Here is a 20,379-nt window from a genome sequence, read left to right as displayed (position 1 = left end):
TGCGCGACAGGCGCGGGAACGCCTGAGGCCATGAGCGCGGACGTCCTCACGTCGAAGGCGCGGGCGATGGCGTGCAGGGTCTCCATACGCACCCCGTCATGCCCTTGCTCGATCCTGCGAACAGGTCCGACAGAGAGCCCGGCATGGTGTGCCAGCTCCTCTTGACTCCACCCCGCAGCGCGCCGGTACTTCCTTACGTTGCTGGCCAGTTCATCCGACATGCGCCACCGTCCTTTCCGATTCCAGCGTACGACGACGAAGGACACCTCATCCTGAGGACGCAGCGTGCGGGACCGAAATGACCAGCGCGGGGGTCCTCGACCGACAGCGTCGCAACGCCCACTTCCTCCGCCGGCTGATCGGAGCCCGCACGTCCCCACCGTGCCGCTTCTGCCCCTCAATGCCCGTGCTGACGGCCTACCATCAGCTACAGCCCGAAGCTCTCTCCAAGGCGGCCTCCGTGGCCATGATCGAGCAGTTACGAAAGGGCACCCCGTGACGACTCAATCCCCCCGTTGGATCAAGTCCTCCTACAGCGAGAACGGCGGCGCCTGCGTGGAGGTCGCCGCCAACCTCGCCGCCCCGCGCGGCGTGGTCCCCGTCCGCGACTCCAAGAACCCGAACGGTCCGGTCCTGGACATCCCCGCCAACGCGTTCACCTCGTTCATAGAGGCCGCCAAGACGGGCGAGTTCACCCGTACCCCCGCCACATGACCCGCACACCGCAACACTGACCCCCGCCGTTCCCCAAGCCTCACCCCTCCGAACGGCGGGGCTCTTCGCCCCCCCTTCGTCCCACCCGGGCTCAGGCCAGGGCGTCGAGGTCGCCGCCAGAACCTCGAAGAGAAGTACCGGAGATCTCCGAGGTGGCAGGGGGCTATGGGCAGGGTTGACCTGACAGGCACGGTATAGATCAAGTCCAGCCCTGCCGGGGTCGTCGTGCCGTCAACGCTGGGCGGGGCAACGGGGCAGCACAGGCGCCACAGTCCAGCTTCGGTCCGTACGGTGTCTCAATTGTTCGGCGCCACCAGAGAAGGGACGGATTTCTGACGTCATGAATGCCCATGAGATGGCTGCCATGCGCCGTGCCATCGCGATTTCCGCTCAGGGGCTGGGGTCGACCAGCCCCAACCCTCCTGTTGGCTGCGTGATTCTCGACCGTGACGGGCGGCCCCTTGGCGAGGGGTATCACGTACGCAAGGGCGAGTCACACGCAGAAGTCAATGCTCTTACCGCCGCCGGCAAGCGGGCGGAGGGCGGGACAGCTGTCGTCACACTGGAGCCGTGCAACCACTACGGACGCACGCCGCCATGCCGTGAAGCTCTGATCGACGCGAAAGTCACCAAAGTTCTCATTGCCGTGATGGATCCGACGTCGCGCGGCGAAGGCGGGGCGGCGCTTCTACGGAAAGCCGGTATGGAAGTCGAGCAGGGCTGTCTGGAGGACGAGGCGCTTCTCGTTCTGGGTCCTTGGCGAGCCTCCCTGAAGGACGACCGCCCCTTCATTACCTGGATCTACGAAGCGAGTGCGGATGGAAACCCCGATGCCTCTCTCACGCAGGGGGTCGCACTTGAGGAGATGAATTCACTTCGGGAGTCGTACGATCTCATGATCGGCCAAGGCGGCATCGAAGAAGGGAGGCCAGGCAGTCACGGTAACGGTGTATTCCAGCTTCCACACGGATCGTTGACCGGCGATCCCGCCGAGGCGATCAGAGTCCTCCGCGACACAGGGGCGCGATCCATTCTGCTGTCCGGCGCGATCGATGAAATGTCTCCGATCACTTCAACGGGATTGGTTGATCAAGTGATCGCCTATCTTCCGAAAACGCCGTACTCATGGTCGCCCGACATGGATTCGACCCGAACCATGGCCGTCCCGGACGGTTTTCAGCTCACCGAAGTCACCCGACGGGCAGCCCATGTTCGCCTGGTCGGACGCAGGACCGTTCCACCTCCGGAGTCTCTCGGCCGTCCTTGACGTGCCCCTAGCTGTTCTTGAAGGTGAGAAGTGAAGCGCAGAACGTTCCCGTCCGATGTCGCCGCGACGGCCATAGCCCCGGTGGTCGCATCCGACTTGCTCAGTACGGGGTTCTCCGCGCGCCTTCGTGGTGGGCCGTCAGCGGACGACTGGGAAAGCAAGCTGGCCACTTACGGGACTGAGTACATGAGCCTCGGTGCCGCCGACATCCAGCGCCGGGTGTCCGGTGAACTGGTAGTGGTTCAGCAGCAGTTGGAGAATGACCGGCTGTGGTCCGTGGCCGCTCGGCTCATGACGCTGTACGCGAAGACGTTTCCGGGCTCGGACGGGTCGAAGGCGGTGAACTGGTACCGGCTCGCCGCCGAGGCCGCCGACCGGTCCGGTGACGACCAGGCGCGGGTGTGGGTCCGGGGCCGGGCGGCCATCGCGCTCGGTTACGAAGGCGCGTCGCTCGGAGTCGCCGACATGCTCGCGGACCAGGCCATGGCCATCAGTGACAAGCCGTCTCTGGGACTGCTGAACGCCATGATGGGAAAGGCCCACGCGGCGGCGATCCGGGGGGACTTCGCCGCCGCACGCGCACTCATGAACAAAGGCCGCAGGACTTTCGACGCCGCCGGATCGTACGAACAGACGTCGGACTACGCCGTTCCCTGGTGGCGCATGAACGTCTTTGTCTCGCTGCTCGCCGCGCGCCTGGGTGACGAGACAACGGCCGTGGAGGCCCAGGAGGCGGCGAAGCGGGAACTGCCCGCTTCACTGCCCCGGTTCGCGACACACCTTGAAATGCACAGGGGTCTCATGATCGCCCGATCCGGAGACAAGCGGGGCGGGGCGGACTACGCACGCAAGGCTCTGGACGCGCTGCCGCCGGAAAAGCACTCCCTGACCCTGCGCCTCCTCATGTCAGAAGTGGAACAGTCCCGGAACCAGCCGATGCCGGGGTTCTGAGGCCCCGCCCGACCGGCTCAACGCAACACCCCGCACAAGAGCCGCGTCGTAACCGGGCCCAGCCCTCGAAGTCACCGAGTGGATAGGGGAGTCCGCCCCATGGATCTGAAGCGCGAGCGGCTGGTGGAAGGGGCACCGGCGTCCCTCCGGCCTCAAGGGCTCCGTGTTCGCTCTGTCCGAACTCATGGTGATTCCCCGATGGCGCGGTACCGGACGTGCGCGGCAGATCCACGACGCGCTGCTCGGATCGGTGTCGGCCGACATGGTCACGCTCACGGTGGACACTGAACACCCCAGAGTCCAGGCTTTGTACGAGGCCTGCTGTCGAGTTGAGAGGTAGGCGCATGACGACACTGGCTGTGACCGGGCACATGGACCTCACCGAGGAAAGCGCGGCGCTCGTGCGGGCCGCGTTGCGTGAGGTGTTGGTGCCGTATCGCGGGGACCTCACCGGGGTGTCGTGCATCGCGGCCGGAGCGGACAGTCTGTTCGCGCAGGAGGTCCGTGCGCTCGGGGGGCGGCTGGTGGTGGTGATTCCCTCTCGGGATTACCGGGAGAAGAAGGTGAAGCCGGACCACGCTCCGGTCTTTGATCTCCTGGTGCGGGAGGCGGCCGAGGTGGTGGTGATGCCGTACGAGACGGCGAACCGGGCGGCATACGAGGGCGCCAACGCGGAGCTGCTGAAGCGGGCCGACCGGCTGGTCGCGGTATGGAACGGCGAGCCCCCGACCGGCAAGGGCGGCGGCACGGCGGATGTGGTGATCGAAGCGCGCGAGGCCGGCCTCCCGGTGGACGTGGTGTGGCCGAACGGCGCCACCCGGCGGGCTTCCCGTCCGTGAGTTCAAGCCCGCCCGCACCGGACGAACGCCGGAGAACCAGCCCGCCCGGCGATTGAGGGCACTGCCGGGCGGCGGTCTACCTGCGGCGGGCCCGCCAGATCAGGTACAGCGCCGAGGTCACCGCCGCCGTGCGGAGGACCGGTGGCCAGGTGTCCGCCAGCGCTTCGGCCATGGCGGTGTCCGGGATCGGGGCGCCCCAGCGGCCGTCCATCCGGCCCCAGAGCCAGATCAGGCCGCCTGCCGCCGAGATGCCGGGGAGGCCGAAGACCGCCCATTTCGCCTCGGCCCGGGAGAGGGTGCGGGAGGCGTAGGCGAGGAGCCAGCCGCCGATCAGGGCCAGCCAGGTGCCGGTGAACGCGCCCACCACCAGCAGCGCGGCGGCCAGCAGCAGGAAGGGGTTGGAGAGTCCGCCCTTCTTCGGGACGGCCGCCTTCTCGGTCTTGGGAGCCTTGGGTGCCTTCTTCTCCTCCGGGGCCTTCTCGGTCGTCCCGGCCTTTCCCGCCTTCCCGCGGCGCAGCAGCGCGCGCCAGCGGCCACGGGCAGACGACTCCGCCGCCTTGTCCTCCGCGCCCTCGCCGTCCTTCTTCTCGTCCGGATCCTCCGGCGGCGGTTCGAGTATCTCCGGGATCTCGATCCCCGCCAGGATCCCCCGCTCGCCCGCCCCCGCGTCCATCGGACCCAGTCCGATCCGCCACCAGTCCGGCTCGCCGAAGGCCGCGGGCTGCGGGCCCGTCCGCTGTTCCGGCAGGACGAGGTCCTGTTCCGTGAAGACCGGTTCCGTCTTCCGCTGCTCGGGCACGGCCGCCCGCGGCTCCTCCGGTTCGGCGGCGGTCCGGCCCCATCCCCCGCGCCGGTCCTCGCCGCCCGACGACGCCGCCTCCACCACCGCGTCCGGTGTCCCCAGCCGCCCCAGGATCCGGCGGACGGCCGCCGGGCTGTCACCGCCGAACTTCCCGCGCTGCCGGTCGATCTCGTTCCGCAGCGTCGACACCAGCCTCATCCGGTCCCCGGACGGCAGCTGCCGCTGCTGCGCCGCGTCACCGACACGACTCAGGTAGTCGTAGACGAGCTGGTCGCTCTCGATCCCCACACAGTCCTCCGCACAAGCGCGCCGCCACACGCGATGGTGTCGGAGTCATCCCCGAACGTCCACCCCGAACACGCGCGCCGTACCCCCCGTACGGAGAAGGTTCGAAGCAGACTCGGCATCACACCCGCCGCCGACCCCGGGCCCCGCGGCGCGGGCGGAGCGCCCCTCAGGGGCTAACGTGGAACGGATGGGGAACCGCGAAGGCTGAGCAGGAGGCGCACGTGCCCGAAGGAACCGGCGGTACGCCACCGCGGACGCTCGCGGAGGCCCTGCGTACCCAGAGCGACGACTCCCTGGCCGCCCTGCTGCGCGCCCGACCCGATCTGCTCACCCCCGTACCCAGCGATCTCTCGCAGCTCGCGACACGCGCGGGCACCCGTGCCTCGGTCGTACGGGCCCTCGAACGCCTCGACCGGTTCACGCTCCAGACCGCGGAGGCGCTGGCCGTCGCGCCGGAGCCCGCGCCGTACGAGACGCTGCGCGCGCTGCTGACCGGCGACGAGGGCGATCCCCGGATCGAGGCGGCGCTGCCCTGCGCCGTGCGTACGCTCCGTGACCGGGCGCTGATCTGGGGTGGTGACGACCGGCTGCGGCTGGTCCGTACCGCCCGTGAACTCCTCGCGCCGTCCCCCACGCATCCCTCGCCGACCGGTCTCGGTCCGACCGTCGCCGAGGCCACCTCCGGGATGTCCCCCGGCCGTCTCCAGGAGATCCTGGCCGCGGCCCGGCTGCCCTCCACCCACGATCCGGTCTCCGCCGTCGCCTCGCTGACCGCGCTCTTCACCGACCGCACCCGGATGGCCGCCCTGCTCGACACCGCGCCGATGGAGGCGCTGTCGGTGCTGGACCGGCTGGTGTGGGGACCGCCGTACGGGGAGGTCACATCGAGCCCGACCCCGCCCGTGCAGTGGCTGCGGGACCGCGGGCTGCTGCTGCCCGCGACTACCCGTACCGTCGTACTGCCGCGTGAGGCCGCGCTGCATCTGCGCGCCGGGCGCGCGCACCGTACGCCGGAGCCCGTCGCACCCGATGTCGCGCCCCGCGCGTCCGAGGTGGCGGGCGGCTCGGCAGGCGGCTCGCTTGGCGGCTCACTGGGAAGCTCCGCGAGTGGCTCGGCAGGCGGCTCCGCGAACGCCGGAAACCGTGCGCACATCGTGGACAGTACGGCCGCCGCCCAGGCGTACACCACGCTCGCCACCGTCGAGGAGCTGGCCAAGGACTGGAACGAGGGCGGTCCCAACGTCCTGCGCGCCGGGGGACTCTCCGTACGTGATCTCAAGCGCACCGCCGCCGCCCTGGACGTCTCCGAGTCCGTGGCCGCCTTCTGGGTCGAACTCGCCTACACGGCGGGGCTGCTGGCCACGGACGGCGAACCGGACGAGCGGTACGCGCCGACACCCGCCTACGACGACTGGCAGGAACTGTCCTCGCCCGAGCGCTGGGCCCGGCTCGCCACCGCCTGGCTGACGGCGACCCGTACGGCGGGCCTGGTCGGCAGCCAGGACAGCAAGGGCCGTACGCTCGCGGCCCTCGGCCCGGACCTGGACCGAGGTCCCGCGCCCGAGGTACGGCGCCGGATCCTGGAACTCCTCGCCACCCTCCCCGAGGGCACGGCCCCCGACCCCGAATCACTGCTGGCGCGGCTGCGCTGGGAACGTCCGCTGCGCGGCGCGTCCTCCGCGGGCCGGTCCGACGATCTGCGCTCACGGCTCGCGGCCTGGACCCTGAACGAGGCCGAGATGCTGGGGGTCACCGGCCGGGGCGCGATCTCGTCGCACGGCCGGGCGCTGCTCGCGCGGAGCTCCCCGGACGGCCGTGACACACGCGCGGCGGACACACGCGCGGCGGGTACGCGTACGACCGACACACGCGCGGCGGACGCGGGTCTCGGCGGACCGCGCTCGGGCGACGGCGGAGTCACCGGTGCCGGCCGTGGCGGACCGCGCCCGGCGGACGGCGGTCTCGGCGGACCGCGACCGGGGGACGGGGCCGTGCGCACCAGCGCCGAACTCACCGCCGCCGGGCTCCGCGCCGCCGCCGCGCTCGCGCCGCTGCTCCCCGAACCCCTCGACCATGTCCTGCTCCAGGCCGATCTGACCGCCGTCGCGCCGGGCCCGCTCCTGCGCCCGCTCGCCGAGCTGCTCTCCATCGCCGCCGATGTCGAGTCCAAGGGCGGGGCGACCGTCTACCGGTTCACTCCGGGATCGGTACGGCGCGCGCTCGACGCCGGGCAGTCCGCCTCCGATCTGCATGACTTCCTGAAGGCCCACAGCCGCACGCCCGTTCCCCAGCCGCTCGCGTATCTCATCGACGATGTGGCGCGCAAGCACGGCCATCTCCGGGTCGGTTCGGCCTCCGCGTACGTACGCTGCGACGACGAGGCCGTACTCGACGAGATCGTCGCGGACAAGCGGTCGCAGGGGCTGCGGCTGCGCCGTCTCGCCCCGACCGTCCTGTCCGCCCACGCCGATCCGACGACGCTCCTCGACGGGCTGCGCACCATGGGGTTCGCACCCGCCGCCGAGTCCGCCGAGGGCGATGTGATGATCACCCGCGCCCATGCCCACCGGACCCCGCCCAGAGCCGCGCCCGCGCCGGTCCCGGACGGGCCGCCGGTGCCGGACACGACGCTGCTCGGCGCGGCGGTGAGAGCGATCAAGGCGGGGGACCTGGCGGCCACGGTCGTCCGCAAGCCGGTCCAGGTGCCGGAGCCGTCCGCGCCCCTGTCGGCGGCGGCGGTCGCCGCCGCGGCCGCGGCCGCCGCCGGGAACGGCGAACTCCCCCGTACGACCTCGGCCGAGACCCTCGCGACCGTCCAGGCCGCCGCCATGACGGGCTCGGCGGTCTGGATCGGCTACGTCAACGCGGACGGCGCGGCCAGCCAGCGGGTCATCGCCCCCGTGCGGGTGGAGGGCGGTTATGTGACGGCGTACGACCACACCGCGGACGAGATCCGTACGTACCCGCTGCACCGGATCACCGGGGTCGCCGAACTGGCCGACGACCCCGCGTAGAAGCCGTCACGTACCCGGCCGCAAGACGCCGCCACGGAGCCGAGGCCGGGCCGCCGTCACGTACCTGAGGGTCGGGCCGCCGTCACGTACCCGGCCCGGCCTCAGGGCGCCGCCACGTATCCGACGAGCTTGGCCATGTTCGCCACATACGCGGCGGAACTGATGCACAGCGGCGGCTCGGCGGGCCGGTACGGCGGCTCCAGCGGCGGGTCCGTGGGTCCGTACGGCGAGGTGTCGCGGGTGTCGCCGACGTGCTTGCTCATATACGCCCTGCCGTCGTACGGCTCCGTCGAGCCCGGCCCCCGGTAAGGATTGGTGACCGCGTCCATCGGCGTCAGCCAGTGGTCCCGCGTCCCGAGACCGGCCACCAGCGCCGCCGCCTCCGCGTCCGTCACCACCGGCAGGGGCAGCGGCGCGTCCCGCAGCAGATCGGACAGCTGAAGATCGCGCGGCGAGAAGTAGCGCGGCAGCGGGATGCGCCCGCCGTGCGCGTTGGCGGGCGACAGCGGCGACCGGGCGCGCAGAGCGGCGATCTGGGCCTGGGTCAGCGCGGCCAGTTCCTCGTAGGTCGCGCGCAGACCGGCCACGTCGACGGAGCGCCCCGCCGAGTAGTGGCTGAGCGTGTCCCTGTGGTCGTGGTCGTTGTAGTACGCGCCGTTGCGGATGTTGGAGCCGAAGCGGTGGACGAAGCGCGCCCGGTTCGTGCCGAGTTCGACGAAGGTCGGGTGCGTACGGCCCGCCAGCAGCGGGTTCTCCGCTGTCTGGGTGCTCGTCAGCCGGCAGCTCTCCAGCCAGTCGAGGGCCTCGGGCACCCGGCGCAGATACGCGCGGTCGCCGGTCAGCCGGAAGTAGTGGAAGAGCTGCTGGACATTGGTCTGGGTGGTGTGGGTGGCGAGGGCGCGCGGTTCGTACGAGCGGGCTCCCGCCGGCGCCCCGGCGGGCCGGCCGCCCTTGGCCCGGGAGAGATGCTGGAGGCCCCAGCCCGCCTGCGGTCCCGGCTGCTGCATCCGGCGCAGACACTCCATCGCCCGTGTGACGGGACCGATCAGATCGCGGCGCCCGAGCGTCGAGACGCACATCAGCAGGAACTTGATGTTCTCGCCCAGGACGTCGTCGTTGAAGGTGACCTGCTGGGTGTACTCGCCGTCCTCCATGCCGTGCCGTACCCCGGCGGGCAGCCACGGCGGACGCTTCTCGGGCCAGGGCGTACGGCTGACCGATCCCGGGAACGCCGGAAAGCGCTGCGGCCAGCCGCCGTCGGCGGCCCCGCCCCTGAACTGCGAGGCGAGCAGAAACCCGATGACGCGGTCGAGCGAGCGCTTGAAGCGCGGATCGCGGCGCTCCGCGTACAGCCGCAGGATGAGCTGGGCGGCGGACGAGGTGCCCGCGTCGTCGAAGGTGGCGTTGCCGTAGTAGTGCTGGAACTCCTCCAGCCGCCAGCCGTTGGCGCCGATCGTCGCGTACCAGTCGCGCAGGGACTCCTCACCGGCGAAGTCGTGGATGTAGTTCCAGCCGCCGACGGGGAGCTGGGCCTCGACGAGCGCGAGACCGGTCCGCGCGGCGGCCCGGTAGCAGACCTCCTCGCCGGTCGCGTGGTACGCGTCGAGCATGCTGTGCCCGACGGACGGGGTGCCGGGGGGCTGGACCCAGCACATGGTGCGCTTGGCCTCCATCTCGCCCCAGGTGACGGAGAGGTCGGGCAGATAGTTCCAGACGTAGCCACCTCTGTAGGAGACGGTCCCGTCCATGAACGCGGCGGCCCGCCGCATGGCCCGGACGGTCTCGGCGCGCCGCGCCGACACCGGCCCTCCGCTGGAGGTGGCGGGGGTGCCGGCCGCGGCGGCGGAGGTCCCGGGGCGCAGCACGGCCGGGGCCGTGAGCAGGGGAGTCATGGCGAGTTGATGGAACGTGCGGCGGCTCAAGGGCTTCTTCATGGGCGAAGTGCCTTCCTCGACGGTGGTGGAACACTGGTGCCGCTTTCAACCACGGGAAGGTAGTGACACTCCGCACGCTCTTCAAGTATGTGGACAACAATTTCGTACACGAACCGCAGAGAAGCGCGGTCTCCCGCCCGGATCAGCGGGATCAGAGCGGGTTCAGTCGGGTCGAACCGGGTCGGACCGGTCAGTGGATGGGGCGGGCCGGGTCAGCCGGTCGCCCTGCCCTTCGCGGGCTTCACCGGCTTCGCGGGCTTCACGGGCTTCGCCGACCGCGTCCACGGCATCTTCGGCCTCTTCGGCTTCCGCGACTTGCCCGGCCTCTCCGGCTTGCCCGGCTTCTCCGGTACCGCCTCCAGCGCGTGGAAGCGACGGCCGATCCGCCGTCCCAGGAGCAGATACGCGATCAACGCGCCGCCTGTGTTCAGGATCACATCGTCCACGTCGAAGGCCCGCCCCTGGACGATCGCGCCCTGCGCCAGCTCCACCAGCACCATCACCACCGCGGTGAGCATCACCACCCGCAGCATGCGCATCCTGCGCGGTACAAGCACCGGAAGCAGCAGCCCGAAAGGCGCGCCCAGGACCAGATTGCCGCCGATCTGCTTGCAGGCGGCGAGGAACGTGTAGTCCTCCAGGTACTGGCGCAGTGACCGCCCCGGCCGCAGATTGGCGCCCGCGATCTCGGCCGACGCGGGGGACGGCGTCAGCGTCAGCTTGGCCAGCACGGCGGAGAAGACCACCAGCGCGACGAGCGCCACGGACACGATGAGGATCCGCACCACGGTCCGGCCCCATGACCTACGCGACGACGTACGCGACGGCATACGCGCGGACCCGCCCGCCTTCACATCCCGGGACCTGCCGCGCGGCCTGCCCCGCGACCTGCCCCCGGACACACCCGTCCGAGCGGCTCTGTCCGGCCCGGTTCCTTCCGTCTCAGCGGTCATAGCACCCTGGTGCCCCCGCCACGTCGGCGTAAGCCCTGGGAAGTTCTCCGGTCCGGATCCGCTCGGGATGCGCGACACTGGTCGTTTGGCAACGGAAAGGGCGCCGCTGTGAATGGACCTCTCATCGTCCAGAGTGACAAGACACTGCTGCTCGAAGTCGACCACGAGCAGGCGGACGCCTGCCGCCGCGCCATCGCGCCGTTCGCCGAGCTGGAGCGCGCTCCCGAGCACATCCACACCTACCGGCTGACCCCGCTCGGACTGTGGAACGCCCGTGCCGCGGGACATGACGCCGAACAGGTGGTCGACGCGCTGGTGGCGTTCTCGCGGTATCCCGTACCGCACGCCCTGCTCGTCGATGTCGCCGAGACGATGGCGCGCTACGGCCGGCTCACCCTCTCCAAGCACCCCACCCACGGTCTCGTCCTGACCTCCACGGACCGTCCGGTGCTGGAGGAGATCCTCCGTTCCAAGAAGGTCCAGCCGCTGGTCGGCGCCCGGATCGACCCGGACACCGTCGCCGTGCACCCCTCCGAGCGCGGCCAGATCAAGCAGACGCTCCTCAAGCTGGGCTGGCCGGCCGAGGACCACGCCGGTTATGTCGACGGCGAGGCGCACGCCATCGAGCTGGACGAGACCGGCTGGGCGCTGCGCCCGTATCAGAAGCAGGCCGTCGAGGGCTTCTGGCACGGTGGCTCCGGTGTGGTCGTCCTCCCCTGCGGCGCGGGAAAGACGCTGGTCGGGGCGGGTGCGATGGCCGAGGCCAAGGCGACGACCCTGATCCTGGTCACCAACACCGTCTCCGCCCGGCAGTGGAAGCACGAGCTGGTGAAGCGCACCTCGCTCACCGAGGACGAGATCGGCGAGTACAGCGGTACGAGGAAGGAGATCCGCCCGGTCACCATCGCCACGTACCAGGTGCTGACGACCCGTCGTAAGGGCGTCTATCCGCACCTTGAGCTGTTCGACTCCCGTGACTGGGGTCTGATCGTCTACGACGAGGTGCATCTGCTGCCCGCGCCCGTCTTCAAGTTCACCGCCGATCTCCAGGCCCGCCGCCGGCTCGGGCTGACCGCGACGCTCGTACGGGAGGACGGCCGGGAGTCGGACGTCTTCTCGCTGATCGGGCCGAAACGGTTCGACGCGCCGTGGAAGGAGATCGAGGCGCAGGGCTATATCGCCCCCGCGGACTGTGTCGAGGTACGGGTCAATCTCACCGACAGCGAGCGTCTCGCGTACGCGACCGCCGAGACGGAGGAGAAGTACCGGTTCTGCGCGACGACCGCGACCAAGCGGAAGGTGACGGAGGCGCTGGTACGCAAGCACCGGGGCGAGCAGACGCTCGTCATCGGCCAGTACATCGACCAGCTCGACGAGCTGGGCGAGCATCTCGACGCGCCCGTCATCAAGGGCGAGACCAGCAACGCGCAGCGCGAGCTGCTCTTCGAGGCGTTCCGGCAGGGCGAGATCTCGGTGCTCGTCGTGTCGAAGGTCGCGAACTTCTCGATCGATCTGCCGGAGGCGACGGTCGCGATCCAGGTGTCGGGTACGTTCGGCTCCCGCCAGGAGGAGGCCCAGCGTCTGGGCCGGGTGCTCCGCCCCAAGGCGGACGGCCACGAGGCGCGCTTCTACTCGGTCGTCGCCCGGGACACCATCGACCAGGACTTCGCGGCGCACCGGCAGAGATTCCTCGCGGAGCAGGGGTACGCGTACCGGATCGTGGACGCGGACGAGCTGCTCACGGAGAACTGAGCCGGGGCGGACACGGGGCAGCGGCCCGGGTGCACGGGCACGGGCCTGGGTCCCGCGCAAAGCGGGTGCTCAGCCCGTGCCCGCCGACGTACCCCCCGGACGCGCGTACTCACCGTGAACGCGTACTCACCCCGGGATCCCCTGGGCCCCCTGAACGCGCGTACTCACCCCTGGACCCGGGCCCGGACCGACTCGGCGCGCGGTGTGGGCAGGGCCGGGCCCGTACGCGCCCGCGCCATGCCCGTGCCCGTCCCCGTACGCCAGCCCGCGAACGCCAGCAGCCCCAGGGCGCACAGCGCGTACGGCGACGCCACCGGCTGCTGCCACCAGGCCAGCCGGAGATCCAGCTCGCCCTCGTGCGGTACGGCCCAGAAGCTGCGCGCCGTCCAGACCACCCCGACCGCCGCCGCCGTACGGAACCGCCGCTCCGCGATCAGCACCGCCAGCAGCGGTACGCACCACACCCAGTGGTGCGACCAGCTGATCGGCGACACCAGCAGCGCGGTCAGCGCGGTGACCAGTACGCCCCAGCGCTCCGACCCCGCCCGTACGACGGCCGTACGCGCCATCCACAGTCCGCCGGCCGCCGTGACGACGGCGGCCGCCGTCCAGACCGCGCCCGGCTCCGGGGTGTGCAGGACGCGTGCCAGCAGCCCTTGCAGCGACTGGTTGTCGATGATCCACGCCTTGCCGACCCTGCTGGTCTCGAAGACACGCCGGGTCCAGAACTCGTCGCTGGCCTGCGGCAGTACGAGCACACCCAGCAGCACCGTGGCGGTGAGGGAGGCGAGGGCGGTCAGCCCGGCCCGTACGCGCCCGGTCACCAGCAGATAGACGATGAAGACGGCCGGGGTCAGTTTGATGCCCGCGGCGACCCCGAGGGCGAAGCCCTTGCCCAGCGCGTGCTCGGGTCTGGACAGGTCCCAGAGGACAAGGCAGGCGAGGGCGAGATTGATCTGCCCGAACAGGACGGTCTGGAAGACGGGTTCGAGCCAGAGCCCGGCGGCGACGGCGACGAGCAGGGGCACGGGACCGGCGGGCAGCCCCGCGAACCGCCAGGACAGCCGTACGAAGAGGGCCAGCAGCGCGACGTTCCCGATGACGAAGACGACCTTGAGGGCGTCGACGGGCAGCCAGGTGGTGGGGACGAAGAGGATCGCCGCGAAGGGCGGATAGGTGGCGGGCAGCTGCCACCGGGTGACCGTGAACCCGTAGAGATCGGTGCCGCCGACGACGGCCGCGCCTTCCGCCCGGTAGACGAGCGTGTCGGCCATCGGGATGTGCCGGGCGACGCAGAGAGTGGCGAATGCGGCCAGCGACAGGGCGAGCACGCCCGCTGCGGCGAGTGAGCGGGGCGTCACGGTCCGATAGGTCACGGCCGCGACCCTAGTGGATCAGGGGGTCGGGGGCCTCCCTCAAGTCCCTCGGACCAGCCCCATGGGAACGCCCCTCAGAGCCGGTGGCCACGGGTGATACCGGCCTCCTCCGCGTACTCCCCGAGGACGGCCACCCGGAACGCGGTGCTCACGAAGACCTTGACCGCGCGCACGGTGTTGCCGACATGGTGGGCGGGGTGGGGGGCGGACCCCGAGGCGGTCGCGCCGGGCGGTGACGCGCCGTGCGGGGCATGGGCTGGGGTGAAGGCTGCTGTACTCATACATCCATCATGGATTCACGCCCGCCGGTACACATCGACCCATGGGCGGAACCTCACACAGCGCTACGTACGACTCCGGGCCCGGTGACCTGTACGACTCCCGGCATACGGGGTCTCCCCTACGGGACGGTCCCGGCGGGGCACGGCGGGGCGGACCCTACGGGACTGGCACGGCGGGGCGTGGCACGGTCCCGGCGGCCCGGCCAGGGGGCCCGGCCGGGAAAAACATTCGCCCGCGCTTCGCCCGCTGGCTACAATCGCCCACCTTGCCCGCCTCCCTCAGCGGAGTGCCGTCGTCCGGACGGAAACCGGACGGCCACCGCCATGATGTGATCCACGCCGACCGACGGGCTCGCGGCCCGTCGGTGCGCGTACAGCCCGGAGGCAACACCGTGCCCGCGTACGAGTCCGACCCGACCCTGCCCGACGCGCCCCCCGCGGGTCCCGTCCATCCCGCCGGCCCCACAGCCGGTCCCGCAGGACCGGCCGATCCAGCCGCTCCCGCCGGCCCCGCCGACCCGCTGGCGAGCGAGCGCGCGCATCTCAGCGCCTCCCGTTCCGCGCTCCGCGCGATGCGCGAGGACGTCCAGGCGCTCGACATCCGCGATGTCACCGCGAACTGGGTCAACGCCGCCGTCCTGGAGGCCCAGATCGAGGAGCGCGTCAAGGCGCTCGCCGATCTCTCCCACACCCCGCTCTTCTTCGGCCGGCTCGACTATCTGCACCCCGTGGGAGCGGCGGAGGCCGAGGGCGCCGAGGGCGACAGCTTCTATATCGGCCGGCGCCATGTCCATGACGCCGAGGGCGACCCCATGGTCATCGACTGGCGCGCCCCCGTCTCCCAGCCGTTCTACCGGGCCTCCAAGAAGGACCCGCACGATGTCGGGCTGCGCCGCCGCTTCGGTTACACGGGCGGGGACCTCACCGCGTACGAGGACGAGCGTCTCTCCGATCCCGCCGAGGAGGCGCGCTCCAGCAAGCTCCTCCAGGCCGAGATCGAACGGCCGCGCGTGGGCCCCATGCGGGACATCGTCGCGACGATCCAGCCGGAGCAGGACGAGATCGTCCGCAGCGATCTCGGCGGCACGGTCTGCGTCCAGGGCGGCCCAGGCACCGGTAAGACGGCAGTCGGTCTGCACCGGGTCGCGTATCTGCTGTACGCGCACCGCGAGCGGCTGGCCCGTACCGGCACGCTGGTCGTCGGACCGAACGCGTCCTTCCTCCACTACATCGAGCAGGTCCTCCCCGCGCTGGGCGAGCTGGATGTGCGGCAGTCGACGGTGGACGCGCTGGTCGCCTCCGTCGACGTACGCGGCACGGACCCCGCGCCCGCCGCCGTGCTCAAGGGCGATGCCAGGATGGCGGAGATCCTGCGCCGGGCCGTGCGCTCCCATGTCACCGCGCCGGCCGAGGGCGTCGTGGTGGTGCGCGGCTCCCGGCGGTGGCGGGTGCCCGCGTACGAACTCGGCGAGATCGTCGAGCAGCTGCTGGCCCGGGACATGCGCTACGGCGCCGCGCGCGAGGCCCTTCCGCAGCGGATCGCCCACGCCGTGCTCGTACAGATGGAACGGGCGGGCGAGGCCCCCGACGACCGGGTGCAGGACGCGGTGGCGCGCAACGCGGCGGTCAAGGCGGCGGTGAAGGCCATCTGGCCCCCGGTCGACCCGGCGAAGCTGGTGCTGCGGCTGCTCTCCGACGCGGAGTTCCTGGCCGCGCACGCGGAGGGGCTGCTGACGCCGGACGAACAGCGGACGGTCCTGTGGGAGAAGCCCGCGCGCAGTGTGAAGTCGGTGAAGTGGTCACCGGCGGACGCGGTGCTGATCGACGAGACGGCCGATCTGATCGCCCGTACCCACTCGCTTGGACATGTCGTACTGGACGAGGCCCAGGACCTCTCGCCCATGCAGTACCGCGCGGTCGGCCGCCGCTGTTCGACCGGTTCGGCCACGGTCCTGGGCGATCTGGCCCAGGGCACCACCCCGTGGGCCACCGCCAGCTGGGCGGAGGCACTGCGCCATCTCGGCAAGACGGACGCGGTGGTCGAGGAGCTGACGGCGGGCTTCCGGGTGCCGCGCGAGGTGATCGCGTACGCGTCGCGGCTGCTGCCGGAGATCTCGCCGGGTCTGACGGCGGTGGAGTCGGTGCGTGAGTCCCCGGGCTCGCTGGAGGTACGGGAGGTGGCGGACGCCACCGGACTGGACGCGGCGGTCGTGGCCGCCTGTGAGCGCTCGCTGGCGCACGAGGGCTCCATCGGTCTGATCGCGGCGGACAGCCGGATCCCCGCGCTGCGCGAGGCGCTCGCCGCGGCGGGCATGCCCTGGCTCTCCCCGGGCGAGGAGACGACCGCGGCCTCCCGGCTGACGCTGGTGCCCGCGTCGCTGGCGAAGGGCCTGGAGTACGACTACGTGGTCCTGGACGACCCGGCCTCGGTCGTCGCGGGGGAGCCGGACGAACGCACCGGACTGCGCCGCCTGTACGTGGCCCTGACCCGCGCGGTCTCCGGACTGACGGTGCTGCACGCGGCGCCGCTCCCCACCGCGCTCCTCGCCGGCACCACCGGCTGACCTCCGTACCCCTCCGTACCTCTCTGTACCCCTCCGTACCTCTCCGTACCTCTCCGTACCCGGCGGTCCGTTTCTGCTGGACGGCTACGCACTGTCCGGTCGGTCCTCGCGGGCGGGGACAGCGGTCCGTCCGGTGAGGTCCCGGGCCCTGCGTACCGTCGCCGCGTCGGCCATCGCGCCCTGCCCGTCGCGGAACGCGCCGCTGCCGTCGCGCTCGTGCCGCTCGAAGAGATCGAGCAGGGCGTGCGCGTCGGCCAGCGCGGCGGGATCGGTGCCGAACACCTCGTTGGCGACGGCGACCTGGTCGGGGTGGATACAGGCGCGGCCCTGGAACCCGAGAGCGCGCAGCCGCAGGCTGGAGGCGCGGAACGCCGCCCGGTCGGACGTATGGACGGAGACGGGCGCGACGGCGCACTCCAGCCCGTGCGCGACGGTGTGCGCGACGACCGGTCCACGGGCCCAGTCGAGCAGGCCGTCCCCACGGGCCGAGTCGGGTTCCATCCGCAGATCCGCGCGCAGATCCACCTCGCCGAGCTGGATCCGGCGCACGGCCGGGTGCCGGGCGGCCACGGCGAGACTCAGCACACCCTCCGCGCTCTCGACGAGCAGCCCCAGTGCGACGGAACCGCCGGTCGCGGTGACGGCCGCGCCCACGGCGGCGGCCAGGGTGTCCAGCTCGGTCCCGGCGGTCGCCTTGGGCATCCAGACGCCGTCGATCCGGCCCGTGGCGAGCAGGGCGCGGGCGTCGTCGAGACCCCGGGCGCCCCCGTTGACCCGTACCCACAGCTCCGGTCCGCCGGCGTCGGGACGGCCGAGGGCGAATCCGACGGCCGCCGACCGGGCGTCGTCCTTGCGCGCGGGCGCGACGGCGTCCTCCAGATCGAGGATGACCGCGTCCGCCTCCGTACGAGCGGCGCTGCGCAGAAAACGTGGCTGGTCGGCGGGCACATAGAGATGGGAACGGGGCTGGGGACGGGGAGGGGAAAGAGGTGGACGCGGGGGCACCGGGCTACTCCTCACACACAAAGAACAGGATGATGCATTTTCCTAAGCGGTGATGTAGCTTACCAGTCACAATACTTCGGGTCGGCCCGTGCGACGAGACCGTACGGGCCGTCCGGATCCGTGACGAGGGGCGGGGCCGGTGCCCCGCCGACGAGGAGGGGATCGCGGCGTGTTCCAAGCCGACAGCGTCACGATTACCGTGCTGGTCGAGAACCAGGTGGACATGCTGCTGCCCGACCAGGCCAGCCCCACCGGCGGCGACGGCCGGGACGACGGACACGTGGACGACCACTGCGTCACCCGGTACGGGCTCATCGAGCACTTCGACCCCAAGCGCGTCCCGCCCCAGGCGGAGAACGGCATCAGCTTCCTGGTCGAGGCGGTCCGGGGCCGGCACACCGTGCGGGTGCTGTTCGACGCCGGGCTCACCGGCACGGTCCTCGAACACAACATGCGGGTGCTGGGCGTGGACCCCGCCACCATCGACCATGTGGTGATCAGCCACGGCCACCCGGACCACTTCGGCGGTATCCACCGCTTTCTCGGCCTGGCGGGCCGGCGTATCCCGGTCGCCACGCACGCCGACGCGGAGCTGCCCCGGTACGCGGTGATGGGCGACGGCAGGACCTCGCCGGTCTACAACGCGGCCTTCGGCTTCGGCGAGGTCGAGAAGTCCGGCGGTATCCCCGTGCTGACCAGGGACTCGCTCGATCTCGGCTGGGGTGTGCACACCACCGGGGAGATCCCGAGGGAGGTCGCCTTCGAGGCCGGTGCCGCTCCCGCGTTCAGCCCCGGCGATCCCGGTCTGTACCAGGTCTCGGCGGAGGGCAGGCTGCGCCGGGACGAGGTGCTGGACGAGATGGGACTCGTGGTGGATGTGAAGGACGTGGGTCTGGTCGTACTGACCGGCTGCGCGCACGCGGGTGTCATCAATACGATCGCCCAGGCCCGCGCGGTCTGCGGGCCCAGACCCATCCGCGCGGTGATGGGCGGCTTCCATCTCGGCTTCCCCACCACCCCGGCGGAGAATGTCGGGCTGACCACGAACGCGCTCGCCGAACTGGAGGTCGCGACGGTCATGCCGATGCACTGCAGCGGGCTGCACACGCACGCGCGGGTGGCCCGCGATCTCCCCTCGAACTACGTACAGCCCGCCGTCGGCACCGTGCTGCACTTCGGCCGCTCATGACGACGGACACGAGCGGGGGCATGGACGGGAACCTGAGCGGGGGCGGGAGCGGGGACGCGGACACGGGCGGGGGCGGGGGCATGGACGGCGTCATGAACGGGGACGGGACCGCGGATCTGCGGGGCGTCCGGGTCATCGCGGTCGAGCAGGCCGTCGCCGCCCCCCTCTGCACCCGGCATCTCGCCGACCTGGGCGCCGAGGTGATCAAGATCGAGCGTCCGGGCGGCGGGGACTTCGCCCGTGGCTACGACGAGGCCGTCCATGGCCTCGCCAGCCACTTCGTCTGGCTCAACCGGGGCAAGCGCAGCGTCGTACTGGACCTGAAGGCCGAACCGGGGCGGGAGGCGCTGCGCCGACTGCTGCGCGACGCGGACGTCCTCGTCTGCAATCTCGCGCCGGGCGCCCTGGAGCGGATCGTCCCCGACGAGGAACTGGCCCGGCTGAACCCGCGTCTGGTGCGCTGCTACCTCTCCGGGTACGGGCCGTCGGGACCGTACGCCACCCGCAAGGCGTACGACGCGCTGGTGCAGGGCGAGGCCGGGACGATCACGGCCACCGGTACACCGGAGACGCCCGCCAAGCCCGGGGTGTCCCTGGCCGATCTGGCCGGGGGGACGTACGCGCTCACCGCCGTCACCGCCGCCCTGTACGCACGCGAGCGGACCGGTCTGGGCAGACGGATCGACGTGGCGCTGTTCGACGTACTGCTGGAGTGGATGAGCCCGCTCCTGCTCGCCGAGCTGCACGCGGGTTCCGCGCCCCCGCCGGCCGGGCTGCGGCACGCGAGCATCGCGCCGTACGGCCCGTACACGACGGCCGAGGGCCAGGACGTGCTGATCGCGGTGCAGAACGAGGGCCAGTGGCGGCGGCTGTGCCGGATGGTGCTGGACGAGCCGGGGCTGCTGGAGGATCCGGCGTTCGCGTCGAACACCACCCGGGTACGGCACCGTGAACGGACCGAGCGCGCGGTGCAGGCACGGCTGAGCCGGCTCTCCACCGCCGAGGTCACCGGCCGGCTGGAGCGGGCCGATGTGCCCTACGCGCGGCTCAACCAGATCGGCGAGGTCCTGGAGCATCCGCAGGCGGCGGCGACCGGACGCTGGTCGGAGGCGACGCTGCCGGACGGACAGGCGGTCCGGGTGGTCACCTCACCGCTGCATCGCGAACCGGAGCCGCCGGGAGGGCGCCGGGTGCCGGCCCTGGGCGAGCACACCGCGGAAGTACTGCGTGAACTGGGCCTGTCCCAGGCCGAGATGGACACGCTGCTGACGCCGCCCGCGCCACCGTCCGGCACGTCGCCGTCCGGCACGTCGCCGTCGGGTACGTCGCCGTCGGGTACGTCGGCATCGGGTACGCCGACGTCAGGTACGCCGACGTCAGGGACATCCGCGTCCACGGCGCCCGTCCTGTAACGGCGCCCGTCCCGCCGGTCGTCCCGGCAGCCGGACCG

14 protein-coding genes and 3 pseudogenes are annotated in these 20,379 nt (G+C 71.5%); 10 read left to right on the top strand and 7 right to left on the bottom strand.

Annotation, left to right across the window (positions count from 1 at the left end; genetic code table 11):
- Positions 1-50 precede the first annotated feature (50 nt).
- Positions 51-221: pseudogene (locus OG214_RS22735) on the bottom strand (helix-turn-helix transcriptional regulator); the annotation flags it as partial.
- A 179-nt stretch (positions 222-400) separates the two neighbouring features.
- Between OG214_RS22735 and OG214_RS22730 the strand changes: the two are divergent.
- The 5 genes and pseudogenes from OG214_RS22730 to OG214_RS22710 form a co-directional block, all read left to right on the top strand.
- Positions 401-499: pseudogene (locus OG214_RS22730) on the top strand (transcriptional regulator); the annotation flags it as partial.
- On the top strand, positions 496-714 hold the full coding sequence (locus tag OG214_RS22725) for a DUF397 domain-containing protein (RefSeq protein ID WP_405985767.1): 219 nt from the start codon (positions 496-498) through the stop codon (positions 712-714). The pseudogene OG214_RS22730 and the gene OG214_RS22725, both read left to right, overlap by 4 nt.
- Before the next feature lie 340 nt (positions 715-1,054).
- Complete coding sequence (gene ribD, locus OG214_RS22720) at positions 1,055-1,981, top strand: bifunctional diaminohydroxyphosphoribosylaminopyrimidine deaminase/5-amino-6-(5-phosphoribosylamino)uracil reductase RibD (protein ID WP_405985766.1); 927 nt, start codon at positions 1,055-1,057, stop codon at positions 1,979-1,981.
- Positions 1,923-2,932: pseudogene (locus OG214_RS22715) on the top strand (XRE family transcriptional regulator). Before ribD ends, OG214_RS22715 begins: the two are co-directional and overlap by 59 nt.
- 344 nt (positions 2,933-3,276) lie before the next feature.
- Positions 3,277-3,771, top strand: coding sequence for a hypothetical protein (locus OG214_RS22710; RefSeq protein ID WP_405985765.1), 495 nt, complete (start codon positions 3,277-3,279; stop codon positions 3,769-3,771).
- A gap of 76 nt (positions 3,772-3,847) precedes the next feature.
- On the opposite strand, the gene OG214_RS22705 is transcribed toward OG214_RS22710, so the two are convergent.
- Positions 3,848-4,861 carry a hypothetical protein gene (locus OG214_RS22705; RefSeq protein WP_405985764.1) on the bottom strand — a complete coding sequence of 338 codons (1,014 nt, stop codon included), beginning with the start codon at positions 4,859-4,861 and terminating at the stop codon, positions 3,848-3,850.
- Between the two features lie 221 nt (positions 4,862-5,082).
- On the opposite strand from OG214_RS22705, the gene OG214_RS22700 reads away from it, so the two are divergent.
- A complete protein-coding gene (locus OG214_RS22700; RefSeq protein ID WP_405985763.1) occupies positions 5,083-7,875 on the top strand; it encodes a helicase C-terminal domain-containing protein in 2,793 nt (930 codons plus the stop codon).
- A 101-nt stretch (positions 7,876-7,976) separates the two neighbouring features.
- Here OG214_RS22700 and OG214_RS22695 read toward each other — a convergent pair whose 3' ends face one another.
- Positions 7,977-9,809: a pectate lyase gene (locus tag OG214_RS22695; protein WP_405985762.1), complete on the bottom strand. Its 1,833-nt coding sequence runs from the start codon at positions 9,807-9,809 to the stop codon at positions 7,977-7,979.
- Positions 9,810-10,021: 212 nt separating this feature from the next.
- On the bottom strand, positions 10,022-10,597 hold the full coding sequence (locus OG214_RS22690; protein WP_405985761.1) for a VanZ family protein: 576 nt from the start codon (positions 10,595-10,597) through the stop codon (positions 10,022-10,024).
- Between the two features lie 273 nt (positions 10,598-10,870).
- Between OG214_RS22690 and OG214_RS22685 the strand changes: the two genes are divergently transcribed.
- Positions 10,871-12,514 carry a DNA repair helicase XPB gene (locus OG214_RS22685; protein ID WP_363083072.1) on the top strand — a complete coding sequence of 548 codons (1,644 nt, stop codon included), beginning with the start codon at positions 10,871-10,873 and terminating at the stop codon, positions 12,512-12,514.
- 164 nt (positions 12,515-12,678) lie between these two features.
- On the opposite strand, the gene OG214_RS22680 is transcribed toward OG214_RS22685, so the two are convergent.
- Together OG214_RS22680 and OG214_RS22675 are read right to left on the bottom strand one after the other, a co-directional pair.
- Positions 12,679-13,890 carry a glycosyltransferase 87 family protein gene (locus OG214_RS22680; protein WP_405985760.1) on the bottom strand — a complete coding sequence of 404 codons (1,212 nt, stop codon included), beginning with the start codon at positions 13,888-13,890 and terminating at the stop codon, positions 12,679-12,681.
- Between the two features lie 74 nt (positions 13,891-13,964).
- Positions 13,965-14,171 (bottom strand): hypothetical protein, encoded by a 207-nt coding sequence (locus OG214_RS22675; protein WP_405985759.1) that lies wholly within the window; start codon positions 14,169-14,171, stop codon positions 13,965-13,967.
- 392 nt (positions 14,172-14,563) lie between these two features.
- Between OG214_RS22675 and OG214_RS22670 the strand changes: the two genes are divergently transcribed.
- On the top strand, positions 14,564-16,735 hold the full coding sequence (locus OG214_RS22670) for a HelD family protein (RefSeq protein WP_405987577.1): 2,172 nt from the start codon (positions 14,564-14,566) through the stop codon (positions 16,733-16,735).
- An 84-nt stretch (positions 16,736-16,819) separates the two neighbouring features.
- Here OG214_RS22670 and OG214_RS22665 read toward each other — a convergent pair whose 3' ends face one another.
- Positions 16,820-17,740, bottom strand: a complete 921-nt coding sequence (locus OG214_RS22665; RefSeq protein ID WP_363082751.1) for an aldolase/citrate lyase family protein — start codon at positions 17,738-17,740, stop codon at positions 16,820-16,822.
- Positions 17,741-17,909: 169 nt separating this feature from the next.
- Here OG214_RS22665 and OG214_RS22660 point away from each other — a divergent pair, with 169 nt between their 5' ends.
- Positions 17,910-18,929, top strand: a complete 1,020-nt coding sequence (locus OG214_RS22660) for an MBL fold metallo-hydrolase (protein ID WP_363082750.1) — start codon at positions 17,910-17,912, stop codon at positions 18,927-18,929.
- A 20-nt stretch (positions 18,930-18,949) separates the two neighbouring features.
- A complete protein-coding gene (locus tag OG214_RS22655; protein ID WP_405985758.1) occupies positions 18,950-20,341 on the top strand; it encodes a CaiB/BaiF CoA transferase family protein in 1,392 nt (463 codons plus the stop codon).
- Positions 20,342-20,379 lie beyond the last annotated feature (38 nt).

The sequence above is a fragment of the Streptomyces sp. NBC_00872 genome (genome assembly GCF_045161915.1).
GTDB lineage: Bacteria > Actinomycetota > Actinomycetes > Streptomycetales > Streptomycetaceae > Streptomyces.
The sequence above is the reverse complement of the archived record's forward strand: the minus strand, read 5'-3'. Positions and strand labels throughout refer to the sequence as shown.

Coding starts and splice junctions, on each gene's coding strand:
- ribD (WP_405985766.1), top strand. CDS start 1,055: ATGAATGCCCATGAGATGGCTGCCATGCGCCGTGCCATCGCGATTTCC.
- OG214_RS22710 (WP_405985765.1), top strand. CDS start 3,277: ATGACGACACTGGCTGTGACCGGGCACATGGACCTCACCGAGGAAAGC.
- OG214_RS22695 (WP_405985762.1), bottom strand. CDS start 9,809: ATGAAGAAGCCCTTGAGCCGCCGCACGTTCCATCAACTCGCCATGACT.
- OG214_RS22675 (WP_405985759.1), bottom strand. CDS start 14,171: ATGAGTACAGCAGCCTTCACCCCAGCCCATGCCCCGCACGGCGCGTCA.
- OG214_RS22655 (WP_405985758.1), top strand. CDS start 18,950: ATGGACGGGAACCTGAGCGGGGGCGGGAGCGGGGACGCGGACACGGGC.